General features: G+C 69.9%; 21 protein-coding genes and 1 pseudogene. 14 read left to right on the forward strand and 8 right to left on the reverse strand.

Annotated features, from left to right (window positions below; all coding sequences use genetic code 11):
• Nucleotides 1–429 precede the first annotated feature (429 nt).
• The 13 genes from AOK11_RS29035 (at nucleotide 430) to AOK11_RS29100 (ending at nucleotide 13,695) form a co-directional block, all read left to right on the forward strand.
• Entirely contained in the window at nucleotides 430–1,656 is a 1,227-nt protein-coding gene (locus tag AOK11_RS29035) for an ATP-grasp domain-containing protein (protein WP_055596713.1), read from the forward strand.
• The gene (locus AOK11_RS29040; RefSeq protein WP_055596688.1) at nucleotides 1,653–2,804 is read left to right on the forward strand and encodes an MFS transporter; all 1,152 of its coding nucleotides are present in this window, start codon (nucleotides 1,653–1,655) and stop codon (nucleotides 2,802–2,804) included. Before AOK11_RS29035 ends, AOK11_RS29040 begins: the two co-directional genes overlap by 4 nt.
• The gene (locus AOK11_RS29045; RefSeq protein WP_055596689.1) at nucleotides 2,801–3,430 is read left to right on the forward strand and encodes an HAD family hydrolase; all 630 of its coding nucleotides are present in this window, start codon (nucleotides 2,801–2,803) and stop codon (nucleotides 3,428–3,430) included. Before AOK11_RS29040 ends, AOK11_RS29045 begins: the two co-directional genes overlap by 4 nt.
• A 28-nt stretch (nucleotides 3,431–3,458) precedes the next feature.
• Nucleotides 3,459–4,325: an SPDY domain-containing protein gene (locus AOK11_RS29050; protein ID WP_055596690.1), complete on the forward strand. Its 867-nt coding sequence runs from the start codon at nucleotides 3,459–3,461 to the stop codon at nucleotides 4,323–4,325.
• A gap of 30 nt (nucleotides 4,326–4,355) precedes the next feature.
• Nucleotides 4,356–4,844 (forward strand): hypothetical protein, encoded by a 489-nt coding sequence (locus AOK11_RS29055; RefSeq protein ID WP_055596691.1) that lies wholly within the window; start codon nucleotides 4,356–4,358, stop codon nucleotides 4,842–4,844.
• Nucleotides 4,845–4,878: 34 nt separating this feature from the next.
• The gene (locus AOK11_RS29060) at nucleotides 4,879–5,922 is read left to right on the forward strand and encodes a SpaA isopeptide-forming pilin-related protein (protein WP_055596692.1); all 1,044 of its coding nucleotides are present in this window, start codon (nucleotides 4,879–4,881) and stop codon (nucleotides 5,920–5,922) included.
• A 465-nt stretch (nucleotides 5,923–6,387) separates the two neighbouring features.
• Entirely contained in the window at nucleotides 6,388–7,572 is a 1,185-nt protein-coding gene (locus tag AOK11_RS29070) for a hypothetical protein (protein WP_055596694.1), read from the forward strand.
• Nucleotides 7,573–7,642: 70 nt separating this feature from the next.
• Nucleotides 7,643–9,574: a hypothetical protein gene (locus AOK11_RS29075; RefSeq protein ID WP_206188952.1), complete on the forward strand. Its 1,932-nt coding sequence runs from the start codon at nucleotides 7,643–7,645 to the stop codon at nucleotides 9,572–9,574.
• Nucleotides 9,571–11,229 carry a UvrD-helicase domain-containing protein gene (locus AOK11_RS29080; protein ID WP_055596695.1) on the forward strand — a complete coding sequence of 553 codons (1,659 nt, stop codon included), beginning with the start codon at nucleotides 9,571–9,573 and terminating at the stop codon, nucleotides 11,227–11,229. Before AOK11_RS29075 ends, AOK11_RS29080 begins: the two co-directional genes overlap by 4 nt.
• A 248-nt stretch (nucleotides 11,230–11,477) precedes the next feature.
• Complete coding sequence (locus AOK11_RS29085) at nucleotides 11,478–11,831, forward strand: SPDY domain-containing protein (RefSeq protein ID WP_055596696.1); 354 nt, start codon at nucleotides 11,478–11,480, stop codon at nucleotides 11,829–11,831.
• Between the two features lie 105 nt (nucleotides 11,832–11,936).
• On the forward strand, nucleotides 11,937–12,227 hold the full coding sequence (locus AOK11_RS29090) for a hypothetical protein (RefSeq protein ID WP_055596697.1): 291 nt from the start codon (nucleotides 11,937–11,939) through the stop codon (nucleotides 12,225–12,227).
• 15 nt (nucleotides 12,228–12,242) lie between these two features.
• Nucleotides 12,243–13,064 carry an SPDY domain-containing protein gene (locus AOK11_RS29095; RefSeq protein ID WP_055596698.1) on the forward strand — a complete coding sequence of 274 codons (822 nt, stop codon included), beginning with the start codon at nucleotides 12,243–12,245 and terminating at the stop codon, nucleotides 13,062–13,064.
• A gap of 214 nt (nucleotides 13,065–13,278) precedes the next feature.
• Complete coding sequence (locus tag AOK11_RS29100; RefSeq protein ID WP_055596699.1) at nucleotides 13,279–13,695, forward strand: GFA family protein; 417 nt, start codon at nucleotides 13,279–13,281, stop codon at nucleotides 13,693–13,695.
• Between the two features lie 101 nt (nucleotides 13,696–13,796).
• Here the strand turns inward: AOK11_RS29100 and AOK11_RS29105 are convergent.
• Nucleotides 13,797–14,003 (reverse strand): annotated as a pseudogene (locus AOK11_RS29105) (hypothetical protein); the annotation flags it as partial.
• Nucleotides 14,004–14,159: 156 nt separating this feature from the next.
• Nucleotides 14,160–15,566 (reverse strand): AbiJ-related protein, encoded by a 1,407-nt coding sequence (locus AOK11_RS29110; protein WP_055596701.1) that lies wholly within the window; start codon nucleotides 15,564–15,566, stop codon nucleotides 14,160–14,162.
• A gap of 185 nt (nucleotides 15,567–15,751) precedes the next feature.
• Here AOK11_RS29110 and AOK11_RS46275 point away from each other — a divergent pair, with 185 nt between their 5' ends.
• Nucleotides 15,752–15,880, forward strand: coding sequence for a hypothetical protein (locus tag AOK11_RS46275; protein WP_276204853.1), 129 nt, complete (start codon nucleotides 15,752–15,754; stop codon nucleotides 15,878–15,880).
• 284 nt (nucleotides 15,881–16,164) lie between these two features.
• Here AOK11_RS46275 and AOK11_RS29115 read toward each other — a convergent pair whose 3' ends face one another.
• From AOK11_RS29115 to AOK11_RS29140, 6 genes are all read right to left on the reverse strand, one after another.
• Entirely contained in the window at nucleotides 16,165–16,611 is a 447-nt protein-coding gene (locus AOK11_RS29115) for a hypothetical protein (RefSeq protein ID WP_055596715.1), read from the reverse strand.
• A gap of 664 nt (nucleotides 16,612–17,275) precedes the next feature.
• Entirely contained in the window at nucleotides 17,276–18,619 is a 1,344-nt protein-coding gene (locus tag AOK11_RS29120; RefSeq protein WP_157869470.1) for an RNA polymerase sigma factor, read from the reverse strand.
• A 34-nt stretch (nucleotides 18,620–18,653) separates the two neighbouring features.
• Nucleotides 18,654–18,830 carry a hypothetical protein gene (locus tag AOK11_RS29125; RefSeq protein WP_157869471.1) on the reverse strand — a complete coding sequence of 59 codons (177 nt, stop codon included), beginning with the start codon at nucleotides 18,828–18,830 and terminating at the stop codon, nucleotides 18,654–18,656.
• Between the two features lie 488 nt (nucleotides 18,831–19,318).
• A complete protein-coding gene (locus tag AOK11_RS29130; protein WP_055596704.1) occupies nucleotides 19,319–21,037 on the reverse strand; it encodes a relaxase/mobilization nuclease domain-containing protein in 1,719 nt (572 codons plus the stop codon).
• The gene (locus AOK11_RS29135) at nucleotides 21,034–21,459 is read right to left on the reverse strand and encodes a plasmid mobilization protein (RefSeq protein WP_240497531.1); all 426 of its coding nucleotides are present in this window, start codon (nucleotides 21,457–21,459) and stop codon (nucleotides 21,034–21,036) included. Before AOK11_RS29135 ends, AOK11_RS29130 begins: the two co-directional genes overlap by 4 nt.
• Before the next feature lie 206 nt (nucleotides 21,460–21,665).
• Nucleotides 21,666–21,902: a hypothetical protein gene (locus AOK11_RS29140; protein ID WP_055596705.1), complete on the reverse strand. Its 237-nt coding sequence runs from the start codon at nucleotides 21,900–21,902 to the stop codon at nucleotides 21,666–21,668.
• Between the last annotated feature and the right edge of the window lie 52 nt (nucleotides 21,903–21,954).

A 21,954-nucleotide genomic window follows, 5' to 3' on the forward strand; every position in this document is an offset into this window, starting at 1 on the left:
GCGCTACTCCAAGCAGCCGGTCTCGCAACTGCCTTCATCCGGCTGCGCACCCTGCCCACCCCACCGAAACCGGCGCCCTGACCCTCTGCACGACAAGATCCCTGCCCCCTCATGCCCACCATCAGCCAGGACGGGCCGCCCGACCTTCGCCTCCCCAGGGTGCCGACCATCACCGAGCCGTTCCACGCCTTCGACTCCCAGTACCCATGGGTCTACCAGGCCTTGAAACAGCTCGTCGAGCACAACTACACGGCCCTGTACGCACGCAGGCTGCTCGCCGCCCACCCCGAGTGGGCCTCCACCATCCATCGAGGCCCGCCGCCGGCGCAGCCCGTGAACGGCAGCACGCAGCCATCTTCCACCCCTGAACTCTCAAGGAGCCTGTTCTTGTCCGACCGTCCCGTCGTCCTGGTCGTCGCTGCCGCCGACATGGAAGCCGAAGGCTACCGGGGCTACTGCCTCGAAAGCGTCGCTGCCGACTACGACGTCGTCCTCATCACCGACGAGGAGCCGTCGTGGGAGGTCCCGTACATCCGGGACTGCATGGTCGTGCCCGACCCGACCGATCAGGCGGCACTGTCCGCCGCAGGCCGATACCTGGCCGAACGCCACGATCTCGCCGGGGTGTTCACGTGGACCGAGTGGTACCTCGTTCCCGTCGCCCGCCTCGCACGCCAGCTCGGCCTGCCGACCACCGCCTCGGAGGTGATGCAGGCATGCCGCAACAAGGCGACCGCGAGGAGCCTGTTCGCCCGTCACGGTGTCCCGTCGGCCGCATCGGTGAGCGTCCGCACTCTCCATGAGGCACGGGCCGCGGCCGAGCGGATCGGCTACCCGGTCGTCCTGAAGCCGGCCGCCCACGCGGCCAGCATCGGCGTGATCCGCGTCGACAACCCCGGCCAGCTCACGGCCGCCTACCCGTTCGCCGACCGGGCCGCCGGCCTGGGCCTGGAGAGCACCGATGTGCTGGTCGAGGAGTACCTCGACGGCCCCGAGATCTCCGCCGAGTGCGTCACCTACCGCGGCGAGACCACCGTCGTCGCCGTCACTCGCAAGACCGTCAGCGACCCGCCGTACTTCGAGGAACTCGCGCACTCCGTCGACGCCGCGGACCCACTCCTCGCCCAGGTCGCACCCGCCGCGCGGGCCGCGATCCGTGCCCTGGGGATCACCGACGGCGTCAGCCACGTCGAGATGCGCCTCGTCGGCGAACAGCCCCGGCTCGTCGAGGTCAACGGTCGACTGGCCGGGGACATGATCGGCCACCTGGTCCGCCTCGCCACCGGCATCGACCTGCCGTGCGCCGCAGCCGACATCGCCTGTGACCGTGCCCCCGACCTCACCCCGACCAGGTCCTCCGCCGCCGCGATCCGCCTGATCTACCCCGACACCTCGGGCATCCTCACCCGCCTCCGCCTCGACGGGCCCCGCCCGCAGTGGCTGGAGCGCGCCCACTTCCAGCACCGTCCGGGCGACGAGCTGGTCCTGCCCGGCGACGGCGGCGACATGTTCACCGCGCGCATCGGCTACGTGATCACCACAGCGCCCACGGCAGACCTCGCCCAGTCCCGTGCTGAACAGGCCGTTCGGGCCCTCGGCATCCAGATCTCTCCCCGCGCCGCGGGTGAGACCTCCCGCAGCGGCCTGAACGCATGAACCGGGCCACCGACTCCGTCCGCCGCAGCCGCGGCCTGCTGACGGGGTACTTCCTCGGCCTCGGGGCGATCATGGCCGTCTGGGGCGCCCGGATGCCGGCCGTCCAGCAGGCTGCCCACCTGAGCACCGCGCAACTGTCCCTGGTCCTGTTGGTCGCCGCGCTCGGCATGGTGGCAGGACTGCAGGCCGGAGGACGGCTCACCCGGCCCGAGCGCCTGCCCGCGCTGCTCACCTGCGGCGCGGCCGGCCTCGCCGGCTGCCTGGCCCTCCTCGGCCGCTGTGACAACCTCCCCTCGCTGCTTGCGGCCGCGCTCGCCTTCGGGATCACCCATGGCGTGCTGGACGTCGCCGCCAACTCCGCGGCGGTGCGCTGCCAGAACGCCTACGGCAGACCGATCATGTCGTCCCTGCACGCCGCCTACTCCCTCGGCGCCCTCGCCGGTGCCGCCCTGGCCGCGGTCACCGCCCACACCACACACCACACCCTCTTCCTGACGACCGGCCTGATCCTGGCCAGCGCCGCGCTGGCCGCCGCCCCGGCAACCCGGACGCTGACAGGCACCGACCAACCACCGGCGCCCACGGGACAGGACGCGGCCGGAGTGTCGCTGCCGTCCGCCAAGCTGTGGCTGCTGGGGGCGCTGGCTGCCGCCAGCCTGCTGGGAGAGGGAGCAGCCGCCGACTGGGCGGCCGTCCATCTGCACGGCCTGGACGCCTCCGCCGCGGTGAGCGCCGCCGCCTTCGCCCTCTACAGCGCGGCCATGGCCATTGGACGGCTGACCGGCGACCGGCTCACCGCCACCTTCGGGCCCGCTGCCGTGGTGCGAGCCGGCGCCGTCCTCGCGGCGGCCGGGCTCACCACCGGCGTCCTCGCCTCCACCACCTCCGTGGCCCTGGCCGGCTGGGCACTGTTCGGACTGGGCCTGTCCACCACGGTTCCCTGCCTGATCAGCGCCGCCGGCGTCGGCGGCCCGGGCGCCGTCGCCACGGTCGCCGTCACCGGCTACCTGGGCCTGCTCGCCGGGCCCGCCCTCATCGGCGCCATCGCCAGCCTCACCACCCTGCCCACGGCACTGCTGCTGCCCGCACTGCTCGCGGCCACCGTTGCCGCCCTCGCCCACCGAGCCCTGGAGAAACCCACCCCGTGATACCGGACACCGCCGCCCTCGACGCCGTCATCCTCGACTACAACGGCGTCATCGGCCTCCAGCCCACCCGCAGCCAGTGGCTCCGCCTCGCGCGCACCGCTTCCTGGCCCGAGGACGACCTCACCGGCTTCCAGCACGCCTTTTGGAGCGCACGCGAGCCCTACGACGCCGGTCAGCTCAGCGACACGGCGTACTGGAGCAAGGTCCTCGGCGCCCACCCCGGCCCCCGCCTGCTGCGCGAACTGCGCACCAGGGACACCGACATGTGGACCGCCACCGACGACCGCGTCCTGGACGTCCTGCACCGCGCCCATCAGACGGGGCTGCCGATGGTGCTCTTGTCCAACGCACCGCACTACCTCAGCGACGTCCTCGACACCACCGACTGGCGCCGCCACCTGATCACCCGTGCCTTCTACTCGGCCCGGCTGGAGATCTGCAAGCCCCACCCGGACGCCTACCGGCACGCCCTGGCCGCCACCGGCGTCAGCGACCCGCAGCGCGTGCTGTTCGTCGACGACCGCGCCGACAACTGCCACGCCGCCCGGAGCCTGGGGCTGCGCGCCCTGCACTACACCGGCCGGCCCGAGGCCCTCGAGACAGCCCTTCTGCACATCACCGGCTAACCCATCGCCGTTCACCCTCAGGAGCCGCGTGCCACCCCACGACGACCTTCACACCATCGACGGAGACGTCTACGTCTCCCCGCGCTACCTCGCCGGCAGCACCGTGATCGGTGACCCCGGCTTCGCCCCGCTTCGCGACCTCGGCTGGGAACTGACAAACGACGACCTCGGCAACGCCTACCTGAACGCTCCCGACCGCAAGATCCGCCTCGGCTACCTCCCGGAAGGCGAGGACGACGGCCTGTGGCGTATCAACGCCTACAAAGACCCGTTCGGACCGCCGGCCTGGGGCGTCTGCTTCAACGACTCCTGCCCGACGGAGTTCGTCACCGCCTTCACCACCGCGCTCGCCGCGGCATACGAACAGGGCCCCGACGCCTACCTCGCCGCCCCCGACCCCAGGAGCAAGGACCGCGACCCGTTCCTCGCGGTCGTACCGCTCATCAACCGCGGCTGGCAGATCGACCGCCCCCGCTGGGGAGTATTCGCCGTCCAGTCCGCCGACGGACTCGCCGGGCTGGAGTTCACCACCGGAGACCTCGACCCGAAAGCCGAGCTGACCACCCGCGACGCCCGCTGGCAGCTGTGGGCCGGCACCTCACTCGACCGCCCCGCCTGGTACGCCACCGCCAGCACCGACACCCCCGTCGCCCTCGTCCGGGCCGTCACCGAGTGCGTCTCCGACCCCGCATCGCTGCCCCGGTGGCGAGAGGACACCCACAGCTACGTCGAGGGCATGGCCCGCCTCACTCCGATCCTCCTGCCGCGCCCACCGGCCCCGACGCCGCTCGACGTCCAGCGCGCCGTCTCCAGACGCCCGGCCGCGCTCCCCGCCGCCAGCGTCCCGCGCTGGAGCACTGCCAGCCGCCCGGCCCTACCGGGCCCCCGCCGGTAACGCCAGCACGACCTCGACCGGAGACCCCTCTTGTCCCTGCAGGCCCCCGAGTTCTTCGCCGAACTGTGCCTCCCCTTCACCGACAGCACCGTCGTGGGCAACACCTACTACGCCACCCCCGTCGCGGGCGCACCGCTGCGGCTGCGCATCGGCTTCACCAACACCATCCACGCGGACACCTACGGCGGCCTGCGCCTGGCGGTCGTCCACGCGGACCGGGGCGAGATCGATGCGGTGGCTCTCAGCTTCGTGGACCACGGCACCTTCCACCGCCGCGATGAAGCCCACCACACCTCCGCGAACAGCAAGCAGTACGGCACGTTCGACAAGTACCACCGCCCCGGCCGGCCGCCGTGGGAGGGCGCCGTCACCACCGGGCTGCGCGATGCCATCGAGCAGTACGCCGCCGTCTGGTTCCCCGGCGCGTGGCAGGCGTCCGCGCCGAGCCGCGCTGCGGGCCGTACCGCTCACAAGACCGTCCCGCCCCCTCCGGATCCAGGTCCTGGTCGGACCCGATGACCTCCCACCACCTGATCAAGGAGCCCTTCTTCCCGTGCACGCTCGCATCGTCCGCGGCGCCGTCCGATCCGCTGCCCTCGCCACCGCGGTGACCGGCACCCTCACCTGGGCACCCACCGCGACTGCTCAGCCGGCCGAGCCGACGCCCTCTGCCTTCACAGCTCTCCCCGAGACTCCCGCCCCCGACGCCGGCAGCGTCGCCATCACCAAGACGGACCCGGCCGGCGATCCCCTCGCAGGGGCCTCGTTTCTCCTCCTGGACACCCCCGGCCAGGAAGTCGGACGCGGGAAGACCGACGCCCGGGGGAAGCTGACCTTCCCCGACCTCGCCCCGGGCGTGTACCGGCTCAAGGAAACCTCCAGCGGCAGCCCGCTCCACGACGTCGTCGCCGACCAGGACGTCATCGTCACCCCCGGCGCCACCGCCCACCTGACGATCACCGACCCGTTCAAGGCCGCGCAGGTCGTCCTGAAGGCCAAGGACGACAAGACAGGCAAACTCCTGCCCGGTTCCACCGTGAACATCGGCAGCGGCGACAAGACCCTGCTCACCCTCACAACCGGTCCCAAGGGCACGGCGTCCGGCGAACTCCCCGTCTCCAGCCGGAAGACGGAGTTCTGGGTCAAGCAGATCAAGGCGCCCGAGGGCTACGACCTCTACAAGCCGTCGAAGACGTTCACCGCCGGCCCCGGCGCCCCGGTCACCGTGACCGTCACCAACGCCAAGACCGCGACCACCCCGAAGCCCGACCCGTCGGGGACATCGACGGACAACCCCACCGCCACCCCCTCCGCCCCAGGGGACAAACCGAGCGAGGGAGGCTCCGGCGAGTCGAAGCCCGCCCCGACGGGCACCAGCACGCCGGACGCCGACTCGCCCGTCCCGGCGGCCGACCCGGGCGACGACGCGACGCCGAAGGTTCCGGCCGGCTCCCTCGCCCACACCGGCGCTGGCGCCACCCCGTGGATCGTCGGTGGCGCCGGACTCCTCGTCGCCGTCGGCATCGGCACCGTGGTCGCCACCCGCCGCCGCACGGCGGCCGAGCCCGAGCACGACGACAACGGCCAGACCAGCTGACCCACGCTCACTTCTCGACCAGCAGGCCCCCGGGGAACTCTCCCGGGGGCCTGCCGCGTATACCGCCGTCTGCAGGCTGCGGTCACGCCTTCCGTCAAGTCCGCCGCAATGTCGGACAAAACTAGAGCCCGGTGAAGTTGAGGGAGGACAGTAAGCGGAGGAAGGGTTCGTGGCGCAAGGAGACGACGTCGGACGGTACTTGTACTGGTCCGATCACTGTGTTCGCGCTGTTGCCGAGGAGGTCGGCCTGGCCTTGGAGTGCGGCTGGCAGTGGTCCCTCACCCTCAGCCTGCCCATGACGCAACTCCAGATCGGAGAGGGCAACCGCGCCAGAAACCGCCTGCTGACGGCGCAGCGGATCCTCAGAAGGCTCGGGTCCCTCGCAGCCACCGCCTTCGATGTATCGAAGGGCCGCGCGGAGCCGGAGCGATCCGTGCTGTCGGAGAGCGGTCATAGGCTTCCCCCATGAGTTTGGTCCGCGCCCGGGTGTGGCGCTTCACGGTCGAGAAGGGAAAGGCCGGTGCTGAGGCCGTCCAGGCTGTTGAGATCGGGCAAGGCCCTCTGCCGGTGTCCTTGGCCGCTGTGATCAACATCAATGCCCTTGCTTGCGACCTGCGCAAGACGGTCGATCAGCGTGTGCGCGACCACGAGATTAGCCTCCTCCTCAGCTATATCGCCGGCATCCCGGACACCGGTCCGCTCGGGGTCGACTGCCCTGCCCTCGATTCCAGCTCCGGCCATATCCGGCGCTTCGTCAGCGAGTGCACCGGGCTCGGGGTAATGACCGCCACCAGCGAGGCCCTATTCGACTGGGAGCCCGGGGCCAACGGCCTCAGCAGTTTCGACGTCCTGCCCGGAAAACTAGTCGGGACCTACACGAAGACGGGTGTGCGGCCCGATCTGCTCTATGACCTGGCCGCCGGCCCGCTCGCCGGGGAGGCACGGGGCCGCCGCCGGGACCATGAGCAGATGTTCCCGGCCGGCAAAGGCACCCAGCCGCAGAAGACACGATTGGCAAAGCTCGCACAGTGGTCCATCGACCACGACGATCACGCCTACTTCATGAGCTGGGTCTGGCTCGGCAAGGGCGGCGTCTACGTCGACATCTTCCTGCCCGACGACTCCCCGGCCGCGGTCGGGCTCAGGACCGGATGGATTGACACGCCGGGAAGCACGCCGCCCTGGCGATTCCGTGTTCCGCGGCCCGATGCCCGTCGGCAAGCGGACCTGGACCCGGAAGAACCAGTCGTGGCCCAGGCCGCTCCCGCGCCAGAGTCCGGCGGCCAGGGCTCGGCAGTTTCACCCGGGGCCCACATCAGGGCAGCGATCAACCGGGCCGAGCCGTTGGTCGAGGCGGCGATGAACCGGTCCTTCAATCATGAGGAGGACACACTCGGCACGCTCTCCGACGTACCAGTCCGCGGCCGGTGGATCCGCGGCGATGCCGTCGGCCAGGCACGCCACGAAGTGCTGCTCGGCGTCCTGGAAGAGCGAGTGCCGGTGGACCACCGGGCCCAGCGCCACCTTCTGGCCTCTCAAGAGGCCGACCGGCTCGATGTGTTCCTTGAAGGCCGCCTGCTCACCGTCGTGCAACCGGTCGACAGCCCGCGGCCGAGCTGGGACCGGATCCAATCAGAGCTGCTGGGGTAGGCAGGTCGCCGATCAGCTACGGCCCAGTTCCGCCTCGCACGCCTATTCTAGCCTTCTTGCGGTAAATGCCATGCTGCACCAGGGCGTTGTCCGCGATGATGGTGCGGTGCGAGTGACTCGACTGCTGATATCGGACTTCCGGGGCTGGAAGTCTCTCGACCTGCGCCCTCGCGATCACGCGGTCGTGGCCGGCGTGCCCCGCGCTGGCCGCAGCGATGTCATCGAGGCGCTGGCGCGCGTGCTCGCCCCGGACGCTGCGCATGCTCCGTCGTTGTCGGATCTCCATCAGAGTGTGCCTGTGGAAGGAGAGGGCGAAGGCGAGAGTTCCCAGTCCGGTGATGGCTTGGAGGGGGCACTGTTTGAGTCGGCAGAGTCGCTCCGGGTTTCCACGGCCGAGGTGGAGGTCACCCTTTCTGATCTCGACCCGGAGGTCGAGCAGTTGGTTGACGGCCACCTCCAGCCGCTCGACGCGTGGGGGTCCGCCTCCGAGAGCGATGAGGCGAACCCTTCCGCTCCCCAGTGCGTCCGCCTTACCTATCGGCTCAGTTACGACCGCGAGACCGAGGCGCTGGAGTCCGTTGTCTACTACCCGGCGGGCAGCAACCCGGAGACCGGGAAGTTTGCGCGGGTGCCGGCTGCCGTACGCCGGGCGCTTCCGGTCATCACCCTCAATGCGGGCGTTCCCCTGCAGCTTCGAGCAGGCGGGAACCTGCGACGGTACGTCGAGGAGCGGGACCCCAAGGCTGCCGTCGCCGCGTTCGAAGTGTTGCGCGACGCGGTCAGCCAGGCAGTGGCCGATCTGTCCGCGGACCTGGCCATCACCGAGGCCGTGGACGCTGTTCTGGCCGTGGGTGGCACCGGCAAGCGGCTGGGAGACCGCCCGATCACCGCTGGGGACATCGGCTTCCTCGCCGAGGACGGATCCGTCAGCGCCCTTTTGCGTACTCTGCGGGCCGCGCTGCGGCTGGACGCCGCCGGGCCGCTGGCCCTGGCGAACCACGGCAGTACGGTGACCGCCGTTCTCTCCATGGCCGAAGCCATGCTGCTTGCGGACGTGCCCGGTGCGGTCGTACTCGCCGATGACTTCGGAGATCAGCTCGACGCCGCCACCGCCGAGCATCTAGCTTCACTGATCCGCAACCGGTCCGGACAAGCCTGGCTGTCGACCCGCCGGCCTGAAGTGGCGCGAGCATTCGAACCAGGCGAGGTGGTCCGCCTCGTCCGCCACGGAGGCCAGCGAGTGCACCACCAGCTTCCGCAGGTCAGTGACCGCAAGCAACTCGTCGCCCACCGCCAGCTCCACACTCAGCTGCTCCCTGCGCTCACCGCGCCCGTCATCGCAGTCACCGAAGGCCCGCACGATGTCGCGGTCCTCGGAATGGCCAACCGTCGGTACCCTCCGAGCAGGCTGCCCCTGTCCGCCTACGGTGTCCGCCTCGTCGCCGCCGGGACGGGTGCCGACGGCGGCATCGACCAGGTCCCTCAGATCGCCGACCTTGCCAAGCAGCTTGGCTTCCGTGTGGTCGGCGTTGTCGACGCCGACAAGCCCTCCCAGCAGTCGGCTGCGCAGCTCGACAAGGTTGAGAAGTCGTGCGACGTCGTGATCAGGCTTCCGGAGAAGACCGCGATCGAACGTGCGATCACCGCTGGCATCTCGCTGGCTCACCTCGCCGCGGCCAGCTCGGTCCTTACCGCGTTCGGGCAGCAGGATCCCCTATCCGCCGAAGCAACCGAGCGGACCGTCACGAAGCTCTGCATGACGCTCCACGGCAAGAGCCTGCACGAGCCCTTCCTCGACGCCCTCTATCGAGAGCTGCAGCCGGAACCTGCAGACGCGGAAGACCATGATGGGGAGGAGTCGGAAGAGGAGGAGCCCGTGGTGCACCCGCCGCTCCTGGTGGCGATTCTGGACGCCATCGCCACGGCCGCCAGCTTCAGCTACAACGGCCCCACGACGATCGACCTTGAGAATGTCAGCCGCCCTGACGAGGGTGCAGCGTGACGTACGAGGCCAAGGGGGAGCAGCGAGACGTCATCGAGAGCACCGCGCCGATACTCGTCGTACTCGGGGGCGCCGGCACGGGCAAGACCACCACCGCCGTCGCAGCAGCGCGCCGCCACCTCGAAGACGCCGACGAACGATTGGCCCTCCGGCGCCGAACGGCTCATCAGTCCGGACGCAGGACGAGGCTTCCCGCCCCTGAGCGGGTCCTCTTCCTTTCCTTCTCCCGCACCGCGGTGGCACAGATCATCGATCGATCGTCCAATGTCATCGGACCGCTGGCGCCCCGCCTGGAAGTCGCCACCTTCCACGGTTTCGCGTGGCGCATCATCAACAGCTTCGGCCCACACCACGGATACCCGCAGCCCCTTGCCGTGCTGAGCGAAGCGCAGCGCCTCGTCGGGGGAGCCCAGCCCGGCCTCACCTACAACCAACTGGTCCCTGTGGCGATGGAGCTGTTCGGTCTGAAAAAGGTGCGCGACCACTACAACGGCCGGTACGGCCTTGTGATCTGCGACGAGTTCCAGGACACCGACGACCAGGAATGGCAGTTCCTCCAGCAGATCGCACCGGCCGCGCGCCGCATCCTGCTGGGCGACGCCAACCAGTGCATCTACGCGGGCTTCAAGCACATTGACGCCGACGCCCGGATCGCCACAGCGATGCGACTGTCTGGTGCCAACAAGATCATGTTGCCGCCGCTCAGCTACCGCGACCCGAGCGGAACCCTGCCGGCCGCAGCAGAAGCCGCCTTGCGACGCGACTTCACCCACGACGCCATCCGCGCGGCCGCCGCTGCGGGGCGTATCTCGGTTACCGACTACGTCGACGGCCACGGACATGCCGAGGTCATCGACCTCGCGCGCCGCGCTCGGAAGGATGGCCACACCCTCAGCATCTTCACCCACACCAACGTGGCGACCTCCAGCTTGTCCGACGCCCTCCTCTGCGACGGCCTCGTGCACGAGCAGGTCGGCCTCACCGAGGCATACGGTGAAGCCCTCGCCGCACAACTCGCCCTGGTGAAGGTCGCACTGAAAATCCCCGACTCGCGGGCCCGCCGAGCGCTGGCTGCCTACGTCCAGGCCACGGAGCGGAAGGGGCCCAAGGTGGTGCCGCTCGCCCAGCAGATGCTCGACCCTACGACCAACCCGCCCCTTCACAACGCACTGAAGCGACTCGCACGGGACCTGCGAGCCTCGGTCGGTGAGGGTGACCAGCCCGACATTGCGAGGCTCGCAGAGGTGGTCACGAACGCCTACAGCACGGTTGGAGCCGCCCGCGGCCAGGAGACCTGGATGCAGGCGGCCCGTCAGACGCGCATTGCGCTCCGTCACTTCGACAAGGACTGCTTCGACGCTGCCGCAGTCGAGCAGGAGCTGCTCCGGGCACGCGACGAAGCTCTGGTCGGGGCAGGAGCAGCCCGACGAGCCCCGATCCAAGTCATGAACCTCCACCAGACCAAGGGCCGGGAAGCCGACAGCACGATCTTGCTCCTCGGAAGCAACGAGTTCCACGGCTCCGAAGGAGAGCCGTACCCGACCGGCTCCAAGCTGCTGTACGTCGTGATGACCCGCGCCCGGCAGAAGGCACACCTCGTTGTTCCCAATCTGGTGCACGGTCTCTGGCAACCGCTCGTCGCCGCCCTACGGTAGGAACGCTGCGGTCTTCTGGCCCGTAGCTGACTGGTGGAACACAGCTGTGCGGCGGATCGGCATACATGGCTGCCATGGGCGATTCAGTCCTTCGACTGGGTTCGCTGTCAAACGCCTTGCTTGGATGGCAGGGGACAAGTTCGCCGGGGGCAGACAGGAAAGATCCTCGAAAGACTGGCCAACGCGAGCAGGGGCATGTCAACGTAGACGACCTTGCAGGAAACCCCAGGTCAGAGAGGTGATTGCTCATGACCGTGGCTCCCCTCGGCCCCGGATTCTCTACCACTGTCGAAGCCCTGCGGCGGCGCGAGTGGCAACTCGGCCCGGGCCAGCCCACGCTCGTCATGGACCAGTTCTCTGCCGAGGACTTCAACCTGATTGTGGACGACCGGGCGGACGTGCACGTCAGCAGCAAGGACGGCCGCTTCTACCTCGGGTGGTTCCCGCTCGGGCGTCCCGGCACCGACGGCGAGGGGTGGAAGATCGCCGTCACCGGCACAGCCAAGGTACGCGGCTACCACATGTCCTTCGATACCGAGACGCCGGCCGATATCGTCGCCGCCGCCGTGGCGCGCGTGCTGGAGACCTCCCGGCGCCCGTAACACCGGAGGCTCGAGTCGGAAGGCCGACACCGGAGGTTGCTCTCCGGATCCCGGCGGCACCACAGGCCGCCGCTCACCGCGTTCCCCCGCACAAGGAGACTGTCCGTGACTCACACGGAGTTGACCGTCGGCGATCTCATCGACCTGTTGTCCGCCTGCGATCGGAGCGCTCCGGTACGGCAGGCGATGAACCCGTTCTTCCCGATGGCGCACCGTCTTGCGCAGGTCATCCAGGCCGTGGACGAGACCGGTCGGCCCGTCGTCTACCTCGCCGAAGGGCGGGACGCGGACACGCAGCTCGGTCATCTGCCACCCGAGGTCGCCGTCGAGCTGGCCTGGCAGCCTCCGGTCCAGACGCCCCCGCGCCGCCCCCGCCGCACCGCCGGCGGCAAGTAGAACCGCATCTCGCCTTTGGAGGCGCCCCTGCATCCCGAGTCTCCACTCGACCCGCCCACCCCGAACGGTGCCCAGTCCGCGTACTGGGTCGGCCCCCGTCACCTGGCCGGTGACGACGGACGTCTCTACGACGCCGTCGCCGACACGCTCGCCGGCCTTGGCTGGACGAGCCTGACGATCGTCCGCGGACGGCAGGAGCCGGACGAGGCGCCGCAGGACCGCCAGGTCCTGCGCAGCACCGTCCTGCACATTAGCCCCGACACCCTCCGCTGGGCCCAATGGGTGCTGGCGGACGAGCCGTTCCACCTGGGGGAGCTGCCGATCGCCTGGCAGTTCTCCGCACGCGCGGACACGAGCAGCCCGCTCGCGCAGTGGTCCGCCTACCTCACCCCCGACGTCCCGGGGGAGGTCCTCGTCGACTTCCTTGTCGCGCTCGACGCCCGCGATCAGCCCGGTGTCCCGCTGGGCGGCCCCGAGCTGGTCCTCGACGCGGTCACCGCGCACGGCTGGTTCCGCGACATCGACCAGCCCCATACGGGAGCGATGGACCCGACCTTCACCTCGCACATCAGCCTCGGCGTGGTACCGCCCCTCATCCAGGACGGCGACCCACGCGCCCTGACGGCTGAGGCCGATGAGGTGGGACCGGGCGGGTGGCAGGCGTGGGCCGAGCCGGCGCCGGGTGCACCATGCCTGTGGGCCGCGTCCTTCGGTGCCGGCGTGCCGCACGACCTCGTCGCGTGCTTCGCCAACGCGCTCAGCTCCACCGCGCCGGTCCTGCGCCGGGTGCTGCCCGAGAGCACGCGGGAGCGGCTCCTGCGCGCTCCGGCCGACTGAGGTCCGAGGCCGGCCGCTCCGCCCGCCCGCCACACGTGAAGCTCGGCCAGCCCGATCCGAGGCGGCCGAGCTTCACGCGTTCTGGGCTGCTGTTCACCGTGAGAGGTGAACGTGCCTCTCCACACGGGGCGCGGAACCCCGAACACCAGCGCGGGCTGCTCCGGGGCAGCACACTGGCACCGCAAATGCATGTCGCGTCGAAGGAGATGGCGCAGTGACCGAATCGACCACCGCACCTGATCTGCGGACGGGCCGTTGCCAGTGCGGTGATATCGCGTACGAGGTGGCAGGCGTTCCGGACGATCCGCACCTGTGTTCCTGTGGCCATTGCACTTTGTTGTCCGGTTCACCGGCAATGGCGTGGGTCGGGTTCCGTCGGGAGACGCTGATCTGGACCGGCCGCGGCGGGGAGCCGACGTGGTACTCGACCTGGCCGACCCTGCGCCGCGGCCACTGCGCGCGCTGCGGCACCCACCTCGTCTCCGTAGCCGACGGCTCGGACATGGTCATGGTGACGACGTTCAGCCTCACCGGGCAGAGCGACGGCTTGGAGTCCGTGGGGCATAGCTTCCGTCAGCGCGCCATGCCGTGGATGACCGTCACCCTCGCTCCCGACCCCCTCCACTCGTAGCAGCACCGGGCTGGGCGCCGTGGAGCATCGCAAAGACCACGTGCGCGGCGCCCCCGACCGCGATGGCCGGGGAAGCACCGGCGTCGTCATGTGGCTGGCTGTCAGCGGGCTGCTGTGGCCTTGGCGACGGTCTTGTCGAGGTGCCGGTCCACCAGGGCCGGTGAGTCGGAGACGATCAGCAGCACGCTGCCGTCGCGGACCGCGGTCTGCTTCACCACTGTGTCGCGTCCGCCTGCGGAGAAGGTCAGCAGATGGCGCCACTGCTCGTCACCGAGCTGGGGCGGGGCCATCTTCTGCGTGGTCATGTCGAAAGCGCGCGGGTTCGCGGAATCCTGCAGCCGAAGCCCACCGAACCCGTACGTCATTTCCCTACCGTCGGGGCCCCTTGTACGGGTTCGGGTCTGCTTGCCGTCGCGCGACCGGCCTCCCGTTGGGCGCTGTCCTTCCGCGCCGGGACTTCAGCGTCAGCTGGTCCAGCCGTTCACGTCGAAACGCTGGAACAGGGCCGGAAGGAACTCCCACAGGAGGTCCCGGGCGTATTCGAAGTCCCTGAGTTCGTCGTGGCCGAACCGGAAGACCTCGTAACCTCTGAGCTTGAGGTCGCGGTCGCCGGCCGCCATCTCCGCGTACTTGGAGCTGTCGGGGACCTGACCGTCGTCTCGGGTGTAGTGCTGGGACCCGTCGACCTCGAATACGACGCGCTGCCCGTGGGGCAGCAGGAGCAGGAAGTCCATGCGGGAGCGCAGTAGCGCTTCGGGGCCCCGCTCGCGGACGGTCCTATGGTCCCAGTGGAGCCACACTTCGGGCAGGAGGGCCGGGAGGTCGTAGACGGCGGGCCCGAGGATCTGGTGGTAGAGCTCGAAGAGGTTGCGCTGGCCGGGGGAGTTGCCGGGCAGGCTGCGGCGAAGCCGGTGGTAGAGGGTCTTTTTCGCTTCGGCTTTGCTGGGGAGTTGTTGGCTGTTCTGCCACCAGCTCTGGAGGTCTCGCCAGCGGATGCCGTCTCCTGTGATCTGGCGGTCGTAGACGAGGACGTTGTCGGGGTCGCCCACGATCTCGATGTCGTTGTCCACTGCGGATAGGAAGCGGATGTCCGGCTTGGTGAGCGAGGCGAAGATGACGTTCTTCGGCCGTCGGTTGTCGGCGAGGCGGGTGGAGACCATGGTGAAGCGCGGGTAGCCGCCGTCGGATCCGGTCTCGCGGAGTTCGATCCCTGCGTTGCGGATGTGCTCGTTGATCGCGTTCACGAGGTGACGCTGGGCGGGCTCGTCGAGGAGGACATCTGCGGAAACCACCTGCTCGAGGAACCGGGCGAACCGTGCGTCGCCGGCTTCGAACGCCCCCAGGTGTTCGAAGAGGTCCTCGGCCGACCAGTCCTCCGGGTTGCGGAAGACGTGCTGCTGGATGTGCTGTCTCAAACTCGGCGTGGGGTCGGCACTGGGCAGCAGCAAGTCAGCGAAGGATTCCTCGCGGTCGAGCACCCAGAAGCGCTCCAGGAGCGCCATGAACCGGGCTTCGTTTCGGGCCATGTCCGTCAGGTCCAGGGCGCGTGCCAGCTCGCGGCGGACCCTCTTGGGTATCTCCGGCGGTGAAGTCTCCGCCCACAGCAGGTCCTCTATCGCGTTGCGCGTCGCAGGAGTCAGGTTCCTTCGAGCCAGGATGTGTTCCGCGACTCGGGGAAGGTCGCCGTCGGATACCTGGGCGAGGCTGCGCTCGACCCGTACGCGCTTCGACCCTTCGTCTTCGGGGACCGGCGGCATGCCCAGCTGGGCAAATGCTGTGTTGAGCGTGGCGTGCGTGTTCTCATCGCCGAGGGGTGAGATGACATCACTCACCAGCTGCCGAAGTGCCGAGCGATCCCTGCTGCCGACCATCCGCCGATGATCCCAGAGCCTCGGCGCCCAGTCAGCGGTCTGCGCTGGCCAGACGAGACACGGGGCGCCCGTATAAAGCGTAGGCGCTGTCAGCTCCGTGGTGCCTGGCGGCCTGCTGTGCCGGCGGCTGTCCATGGTGCGACGAGCGCGGCGGCTATGGAGACGGCTGACAGGAGGCCAAAGAGGTGGCCGTAGCCGCCGAGAGGGGCCGCGAGGGCGGCGCCGGCACCGGCGTCGCCGCCGCGTTGGACGCCGAGCGCTACCTCGCCGCCCGGAAGTCGGCCGAGCCGGAGCTCGCCGCGGCCACAGCCTGAGCAGCAGCACACACGGTGCGGGCCCGAACCACGGCGTTGGGCGGGCCCGTCGTGCTGTGTGCGACGGGTCAGCGTGGGAGCTTTGCGGTGCGCTCGAGGCGGGCGGAAGATGATGCGGCGGGCTTCGGCTCGCTGGTGTCGGTGGGGAGGGCAAGGGACGCGATGGTGACGAGGCCGAGAGCGGTGGCGGCGATGCGAAGGCGTATGTCGGACTGAGACCTTGGTGCTGGGCGACGAGTGGTCAGTGCGGGCCCGCGGGCCCGGTGGGGTCGTAGGAGTGGGGGTCAGTGGCCGAGGTGGCGCAGGCAGTCCTCGAAGGTGGCGTGCGTCGCGTCCGCCGGCCCGGCGTGCCGGTTGTACCAGGCGGTGTCGAGGCGCCTCTCGTGCTGCTGGTGGCCTGCTCGGCAGCGCAGCCAGATCTGGTCGCGGGTGGAGAGGACGAGCCAGTCACGGTATGCGCAGCATGTGGCACAGTCGACCATCTCGCCGTCGAGGACGATCGGCCAGGGCCAGGGCATCATCCGGCCGTCGAGCTGATCGTGGCTCGGGACACGCAATTCCGGCGGGAGGAAGTCGTCCACCACCGGGACAAGTTCGTTGGCCCGCATCGCGCCTCGTATCCGTTCCACTTCCGACGGCACCAAGCCGTCCAGCCGAGCCCTCATCGTCTCGTGGAGATGGCGCATCTCGCTGATCTCCGCTCCGCGACGGCGGCGTATCCGTTGGAACATCCTGACGTTCTCCCTCGTCTCGTCCTGCACGCGTCATGATCGTGCCCTGGGCCCCAACCTGCTTCAATTCACAAACTCCACAGTCACGCCCGTCTGTTCCGGGACCCGGACCGCTGCGGTGCCTGCCGGCCCTGTCCCGTCCCGGCGTACCTTGCCGCCGGCCCACTGCACTTTGCCGCGTTCGTCGTTCCGTCCCACGGTGTCTTACCGTTCGCGAGGCGAGCAGAGCTTCGCTTTGTTGCCCCGGTGCGGGACTCGGTGCGCGATCGACTGAGAGCGGAAGGACACCCCGACTGCCGCACCGACCTGTTCACCCTGGAGTTTGGTGAGGGCTGACACTGATCCCGCCGTACGGAGTCGCCAGGGAGGGCTGGCGGCCCTACAGAAGCCGTCCGGCCGCTCCGGGAGGGAGCCGGTGATCGGTATCAGGGCAGAGTTCACCGCCGAACCGGGCGCCGCCCTGGAACGCATCTCCTGGACGGTCCTGGCCACGCTGCACCGTGACCCGCGCGACCAGTGGCCCCAACACAACCAGAAACTCTGCGAGTTCCTCGTGGGCCTGTACGGCGAAGACGACCCACTGCCCACCCTCGCCGAAGGATGGACCGACCACCAGCGCAGCGCACACGGAAGACGTACGTGCGCGGCTTCAGGGACAGCCCGGCTACGACCTCTCCGCGGACCTGGCCTCCGAACTCGACGAGGCCGCCCCGTAGTCGGCCAGCTCGGCAGGCCCCTGCAGCAGGGTGACCGCCTGCGCCGGGATCATCTTCGGCCCGGCCAGCCAGGCTGCCGTACTCGACGGTCGCCTTGCGGCAGGCTTGGCGGGGGCGTCCCGCAGACTGAGGCGGGCCGGAGGCTCCGGCCACGTGGCCTCCAGTCGGCCGTCCGTGGGCCGGAGGTAGATCGTGGTCGGAGAGGCTGCGCCCTGCCGGTCCAAGGCGGCCCCGTTGCCGTCCGCCGTCATCCGTGTGAGACGGCCTCTCCGCTGAAGGGGCGCGGCCAGCGGAGACGACTCATCACGGACAGAGACGACATGGACGACTTCGAGCGGCGCCGCCAAGGAGTCCCCGTGACCGCAGAGCTGGCAGGTCGACGCGGTCTGGCGGGCCTGCGGGGTGAACTCCGCCTGCCGCAACAGGATGTTCTGCTCCTCCTGGGTCAGCCCTACGGTGTCCATCCGCCGGTGGCAGGCGGGGCACAGCATCGCCACCATGGGCGGTCGCCCCGCATTCCTGGCCTGCAGGCCAGGAACGAGCCGTCCCAGGGCAAGGCCCCACCTGCTGCTGAGCTGCACCCACCCGAACAAGGCATTGGCAAGCCGTTGAGCCAGCCAATAGTTCCGGCGCCCCAGGACCCACACCACGCAGGCCCCGACGGTCAGGGTGACCACCGCGACCATCCAGTTCTCGGACCACCACTGAGCGGATGGCAGTACCGGGTCCCTGCGCGGGGCGCCAGCAGGAGTCGTGCGCTGGAGCCCCCCGCCGGCTGCGAGCCCGAGGACCGTCAGGACACCCACGACCACGGCAGCGATGCTGGCACGCAGCAGGACCATCGCGCGCGTGCTGTGCCGGGCCACGGTGCCGGGGTGCTTGCCTATGAGGACGGCCGTCTCGTCCCGGGTGTAGTCCAGGGCGTGGGTCGCCCACACTGCGGTGCGCTGCGGCACCGACAGCTCCCGCACCGCCCGGTGTACCGCGTCGCGGTTGTCCACCAGCGCGCTGAAGTCAGCAACGTCCGGTGGAGGGCAGCACAATGGGTCGGCGGCCAGCTTCTTGTCCAGGCGGTGGTGCTCTACACGGCGCGTTGCCAGGTGGATGACCTCGGTGCGGATCAGCTTGTACAGATAGGCACGCGGCTGCCGCACGGTGCCCGGATCCCGCAGTGCCGTGGCGAAGGCGCTGCTGACGATGTCGTCGGCGTCCGTCACCGAGGGTGGCACGTTGGCGTCGTGGAGCAGTTGGCGTGCCTTGCCCGTCATCTCGCCCCCGTACTGTTCAAACACCCGGCCCAGCGTCTCAGCGGTCACTGGCTCCGGCTCAGCCACTCGCCTTCCCCTTCCCCTGCTTCGTCTGCCTTCGCCCGTTGGACGACACCTGCTGCGGGCCCCCGACAGAGCGCTCGGCGCGGATGATCTCGGCCTTGCCCCGGGCCCGGTTCCGGTACGCCACGCTGTCCAGCAGCTTCTTCAGACTCGGGACTAGCAGAAGGATCACCACCGCCACAATGCCAAAGAGCTCCACGCTCCAACCTCCCAATTCAGTGTGCGGCCGTTGAGTGCTCTGGTACCGAGCGGTGGCCGATCACCCTGAAGAGCCGCCAGCCTGCAGTTCTGATGACACCTCTCCCAAGATTTTTTCCTGCGTGGGGCTGAGGCCCTGTCACCTCGGGCATCCGGTGTTATCCGAGCCGATACGGGCGAGGGAGGGATTCACCACGAGAACGAGCCCGCGCCGACGGCCGGCGGGACGACCTATGGCGGTAGCGGGTATTCCGCTTCTCGCCCCGGGAGTCGGCCACATCGCGCCGCCTCCGTGTTGTTAGATCAGTGACGCTCGTTGTCGGCCTGGTAGGGTCGGATGGCCAGGGGCTTCGGCTGCGCGGCAAGATGCGGTGGGACAGCGGCGAGAGAACCGGCTTGGGCTACAAGACGTCGTGGGACGCAGTCGCTGTCGCCCCTTACGGCGTTTCGCCTCTCCACTGGTCAAAGGCTCGTCGAGCGGCGATCTCCGGTGGGACGGGACAGGCCCGTACGGCGTGCGGCCTGGCTCGCCCTGGGGGCGTTGCCGACCATGTCGCTGGTATCGGCGGGCAGGTCCGCGGTCTGGCGCAGTCGCCACACCAGGACGTCGCTGACGGACTCGGCCGTGTCGAGTTCCCGTCGCCCGACGGCGTCGGTAAGCAGGGCAGCGGGATCGTGGCCGGCGGCTTCGGCGTCGGCGAGGGTGGCGGCGAGCGCGTACCAGCCGGGCTCGGCGAGGATCTGCTCCGCCAGTTCCGGCAGCGCCTCGTGCAGTGCCCTTGTCTGCCGCTGGAGGAGGGAGCGGCCCAGGCGCCGGCCGCGCTGGTAGAGGGCGCCGAGCGGCTGGGCGGCGGCCAACTGGTAGGCGGCGCGCAGATGTGCGGCGGTCCGGCGCGCGGCGGCGGCCTGCTGGGCGTGGCCCTTCTTCGCATGCCAGTGGCCGGCGGCGGTGATGAGGAAGAACAGCATGTCGATCGCCATGGCAGTCGTCGCGCCGTCTTCGCCCCGGCCGAGGGAGGGGCCGCTTTGGACGAGGTCGCGGGCGGCCTGTCGCAGTGCCCGGTCATGGCCGCGCTCGGCGCGGACGTGGGAGCGGGAGGCGCGCTCGAACGCGAAGGCGGCGTCACGCAATTCGCGGCGGGTGTGCGCGGCGGACGTCTTCGCCAGCGCGTCCAGGACCTCACCAGCCGAGGCGATGTGGGCGGCGGCGACCGCGTCGCCGCCGCGCTCGATGACGTGCACCGCCTGCCATGCCGCGGAGGCAGTACGTCGACGGGCGGCGGACGGTCCGCTCGGCGCCGTACGTACCTTCGCATCGGCCGGCACGGCGTCCTGGTCGTGGCTTTCGGCGGACCAGCGTTCTCGGATCCGGGGCAGGGACAGGTCCGGCGCGAGACGCGCACCGGGGTAGAACACCGGCTCGTCCTGGGCGTTACGGTCGTTGGGTAGAGCGACCTTGTAGCCGAGCAGGTCCCCAGAGGGGGCGACCCGCTTGCGGATCAGCAGGCCGGCGGCGGCCAGCCGGTCGAAGAACTCCTCCTCGCTGGTCGCGCCGGCCACCGCGCGCCGGACGGTCTCGCGTAGCTCCTCCCGTGCGGTGCGCTCGCGGCCCTGGCGCTCGGCTTTGTGACGTTCGGCGCTGGTAGGTCTCTGGGCGGCGGTGCCGTCTCCCGGCGCGACCTGGTGGAGGCCGAGTTCCTTCTCGATGAGGCGGCATTCGGCCTGAGCACGCTTGCCGGAGCGGAAGTCGTCGGGGCGGCTGCCGTCCTCGCACACCAGGGTGGCGACGATGTGGATGTGATCCTCGGCGTGGCGTACGGCGGCCCACCGGCAGCCGGTCCGTCCGTCACCGGGGTCGATGCCGGTGGCGGCCACGATGCGTCGGGCGATGTCGCCCCACTCCTCATCGGTGAGAATCCGGTCGTCGGCGGTCGCGCGCACGGAGGTGTGCCAGACGTGCTTGGCAGGACGTGCGTGTTCGGGGAGAGCCTGGACGGGCTGGTCGAGGAGCTGCTGGAGGTCCTTGAGGGTGGCTTTCGGGTCGCGGCCGGGGTCGGGGGACATGCCGTCGAAGGAGGCCACGAGGTGGGGGTCGGTGTGCTCCTCGTGCTTGCCCGGGCCATAGAGGTACGCGAGCAAGCCGATCGTCCGGGAGCCGGCCTTGTGGACGCTGGGGATCATGGAGCGCGCTGCTCGATCAGTCGGGCAGAGGCTTCGCGCACACTCTCGGCGGCGCGTTGGACGGCGGCGACCGCTGCTTCCAGCTGTGGTGCCTCGGCGCCGGAGTTGAGGGCCTTGACCGCCTGGTTGAGGTTGCTGCCGGCCCAGCCGAGTCTGCGGCGGCTGTCGAAGAGGGCGGTGATCACTTCGCGCTCGTCGGCGATCTCGGCGCTGGTGCGGTCGAGGTCACGGGCGGCGGCGAGCGCGGCACGGGCGAGGAACCCGGCGACGGACAGGTTGCATCGAGCGGCGGCGGACTTGATCAGGGCGAACTCTTCATCGTTGAAACGCGTGTTGGGCTGATGCAGGCGCTTCTTCTCGCGCGGCTGACGCGGACGCTGGCGGGCGCGGGCACTGCGCTCGCGGTGGCTGCGGTGCTGCAACGGCTTCTCCTCCTGCTCCGGCTTCGATCCGCCCTCGGTCGAAGCCTCCAGGACCTGCGTCCCCCGGTGCAGGTCCTCTCCCGCCCCCTCGGGGGCGGGTTCGGCGGAAGCTACGCTTCCGCCCCAACTTGCTCGCCTCGCTCGCCTCGAGACCGAGTTGGGGTCAGGGGCAGGTTCTGGGGCGGTGCCGTTCTCGTGCGGGGTTGTCATCGGGTATCGGGCCTCGGTGAGCGGGTGCGGAGCTGGATTGCGGCGGCCAGGTCGACGACGTCGGCCGGCCCTGCGAAGACGCGTACGGGCCCGGCGGCCTCGTGCTGGACGAGCCACTGGCTGCTCGGGACGGGAACTGCGGCGTGCAGAAGCCGCCGTCGGACCAAGACGTCCGCCCAGGCGTCGGCCTCGGCGACCGTTGGGCTGGACGTGCGGGTGGGAAGGGGCACCATGGGGACCTCCTGGAGCGGGGGCGGTGGCCCGGCACAGGCCGGGCCACCGCTG

This window comes from Streptomyces hirsutus, assembly GCF_001418415.1.
In the GTDB taxonomy this organism is placed as follows: domain Bacteria; phylum Actinomycetota; class Actinomycetes; order Streptomycetales; family Streptomycetaceae; genus Streptomyces; species Streptomyces hirsutus.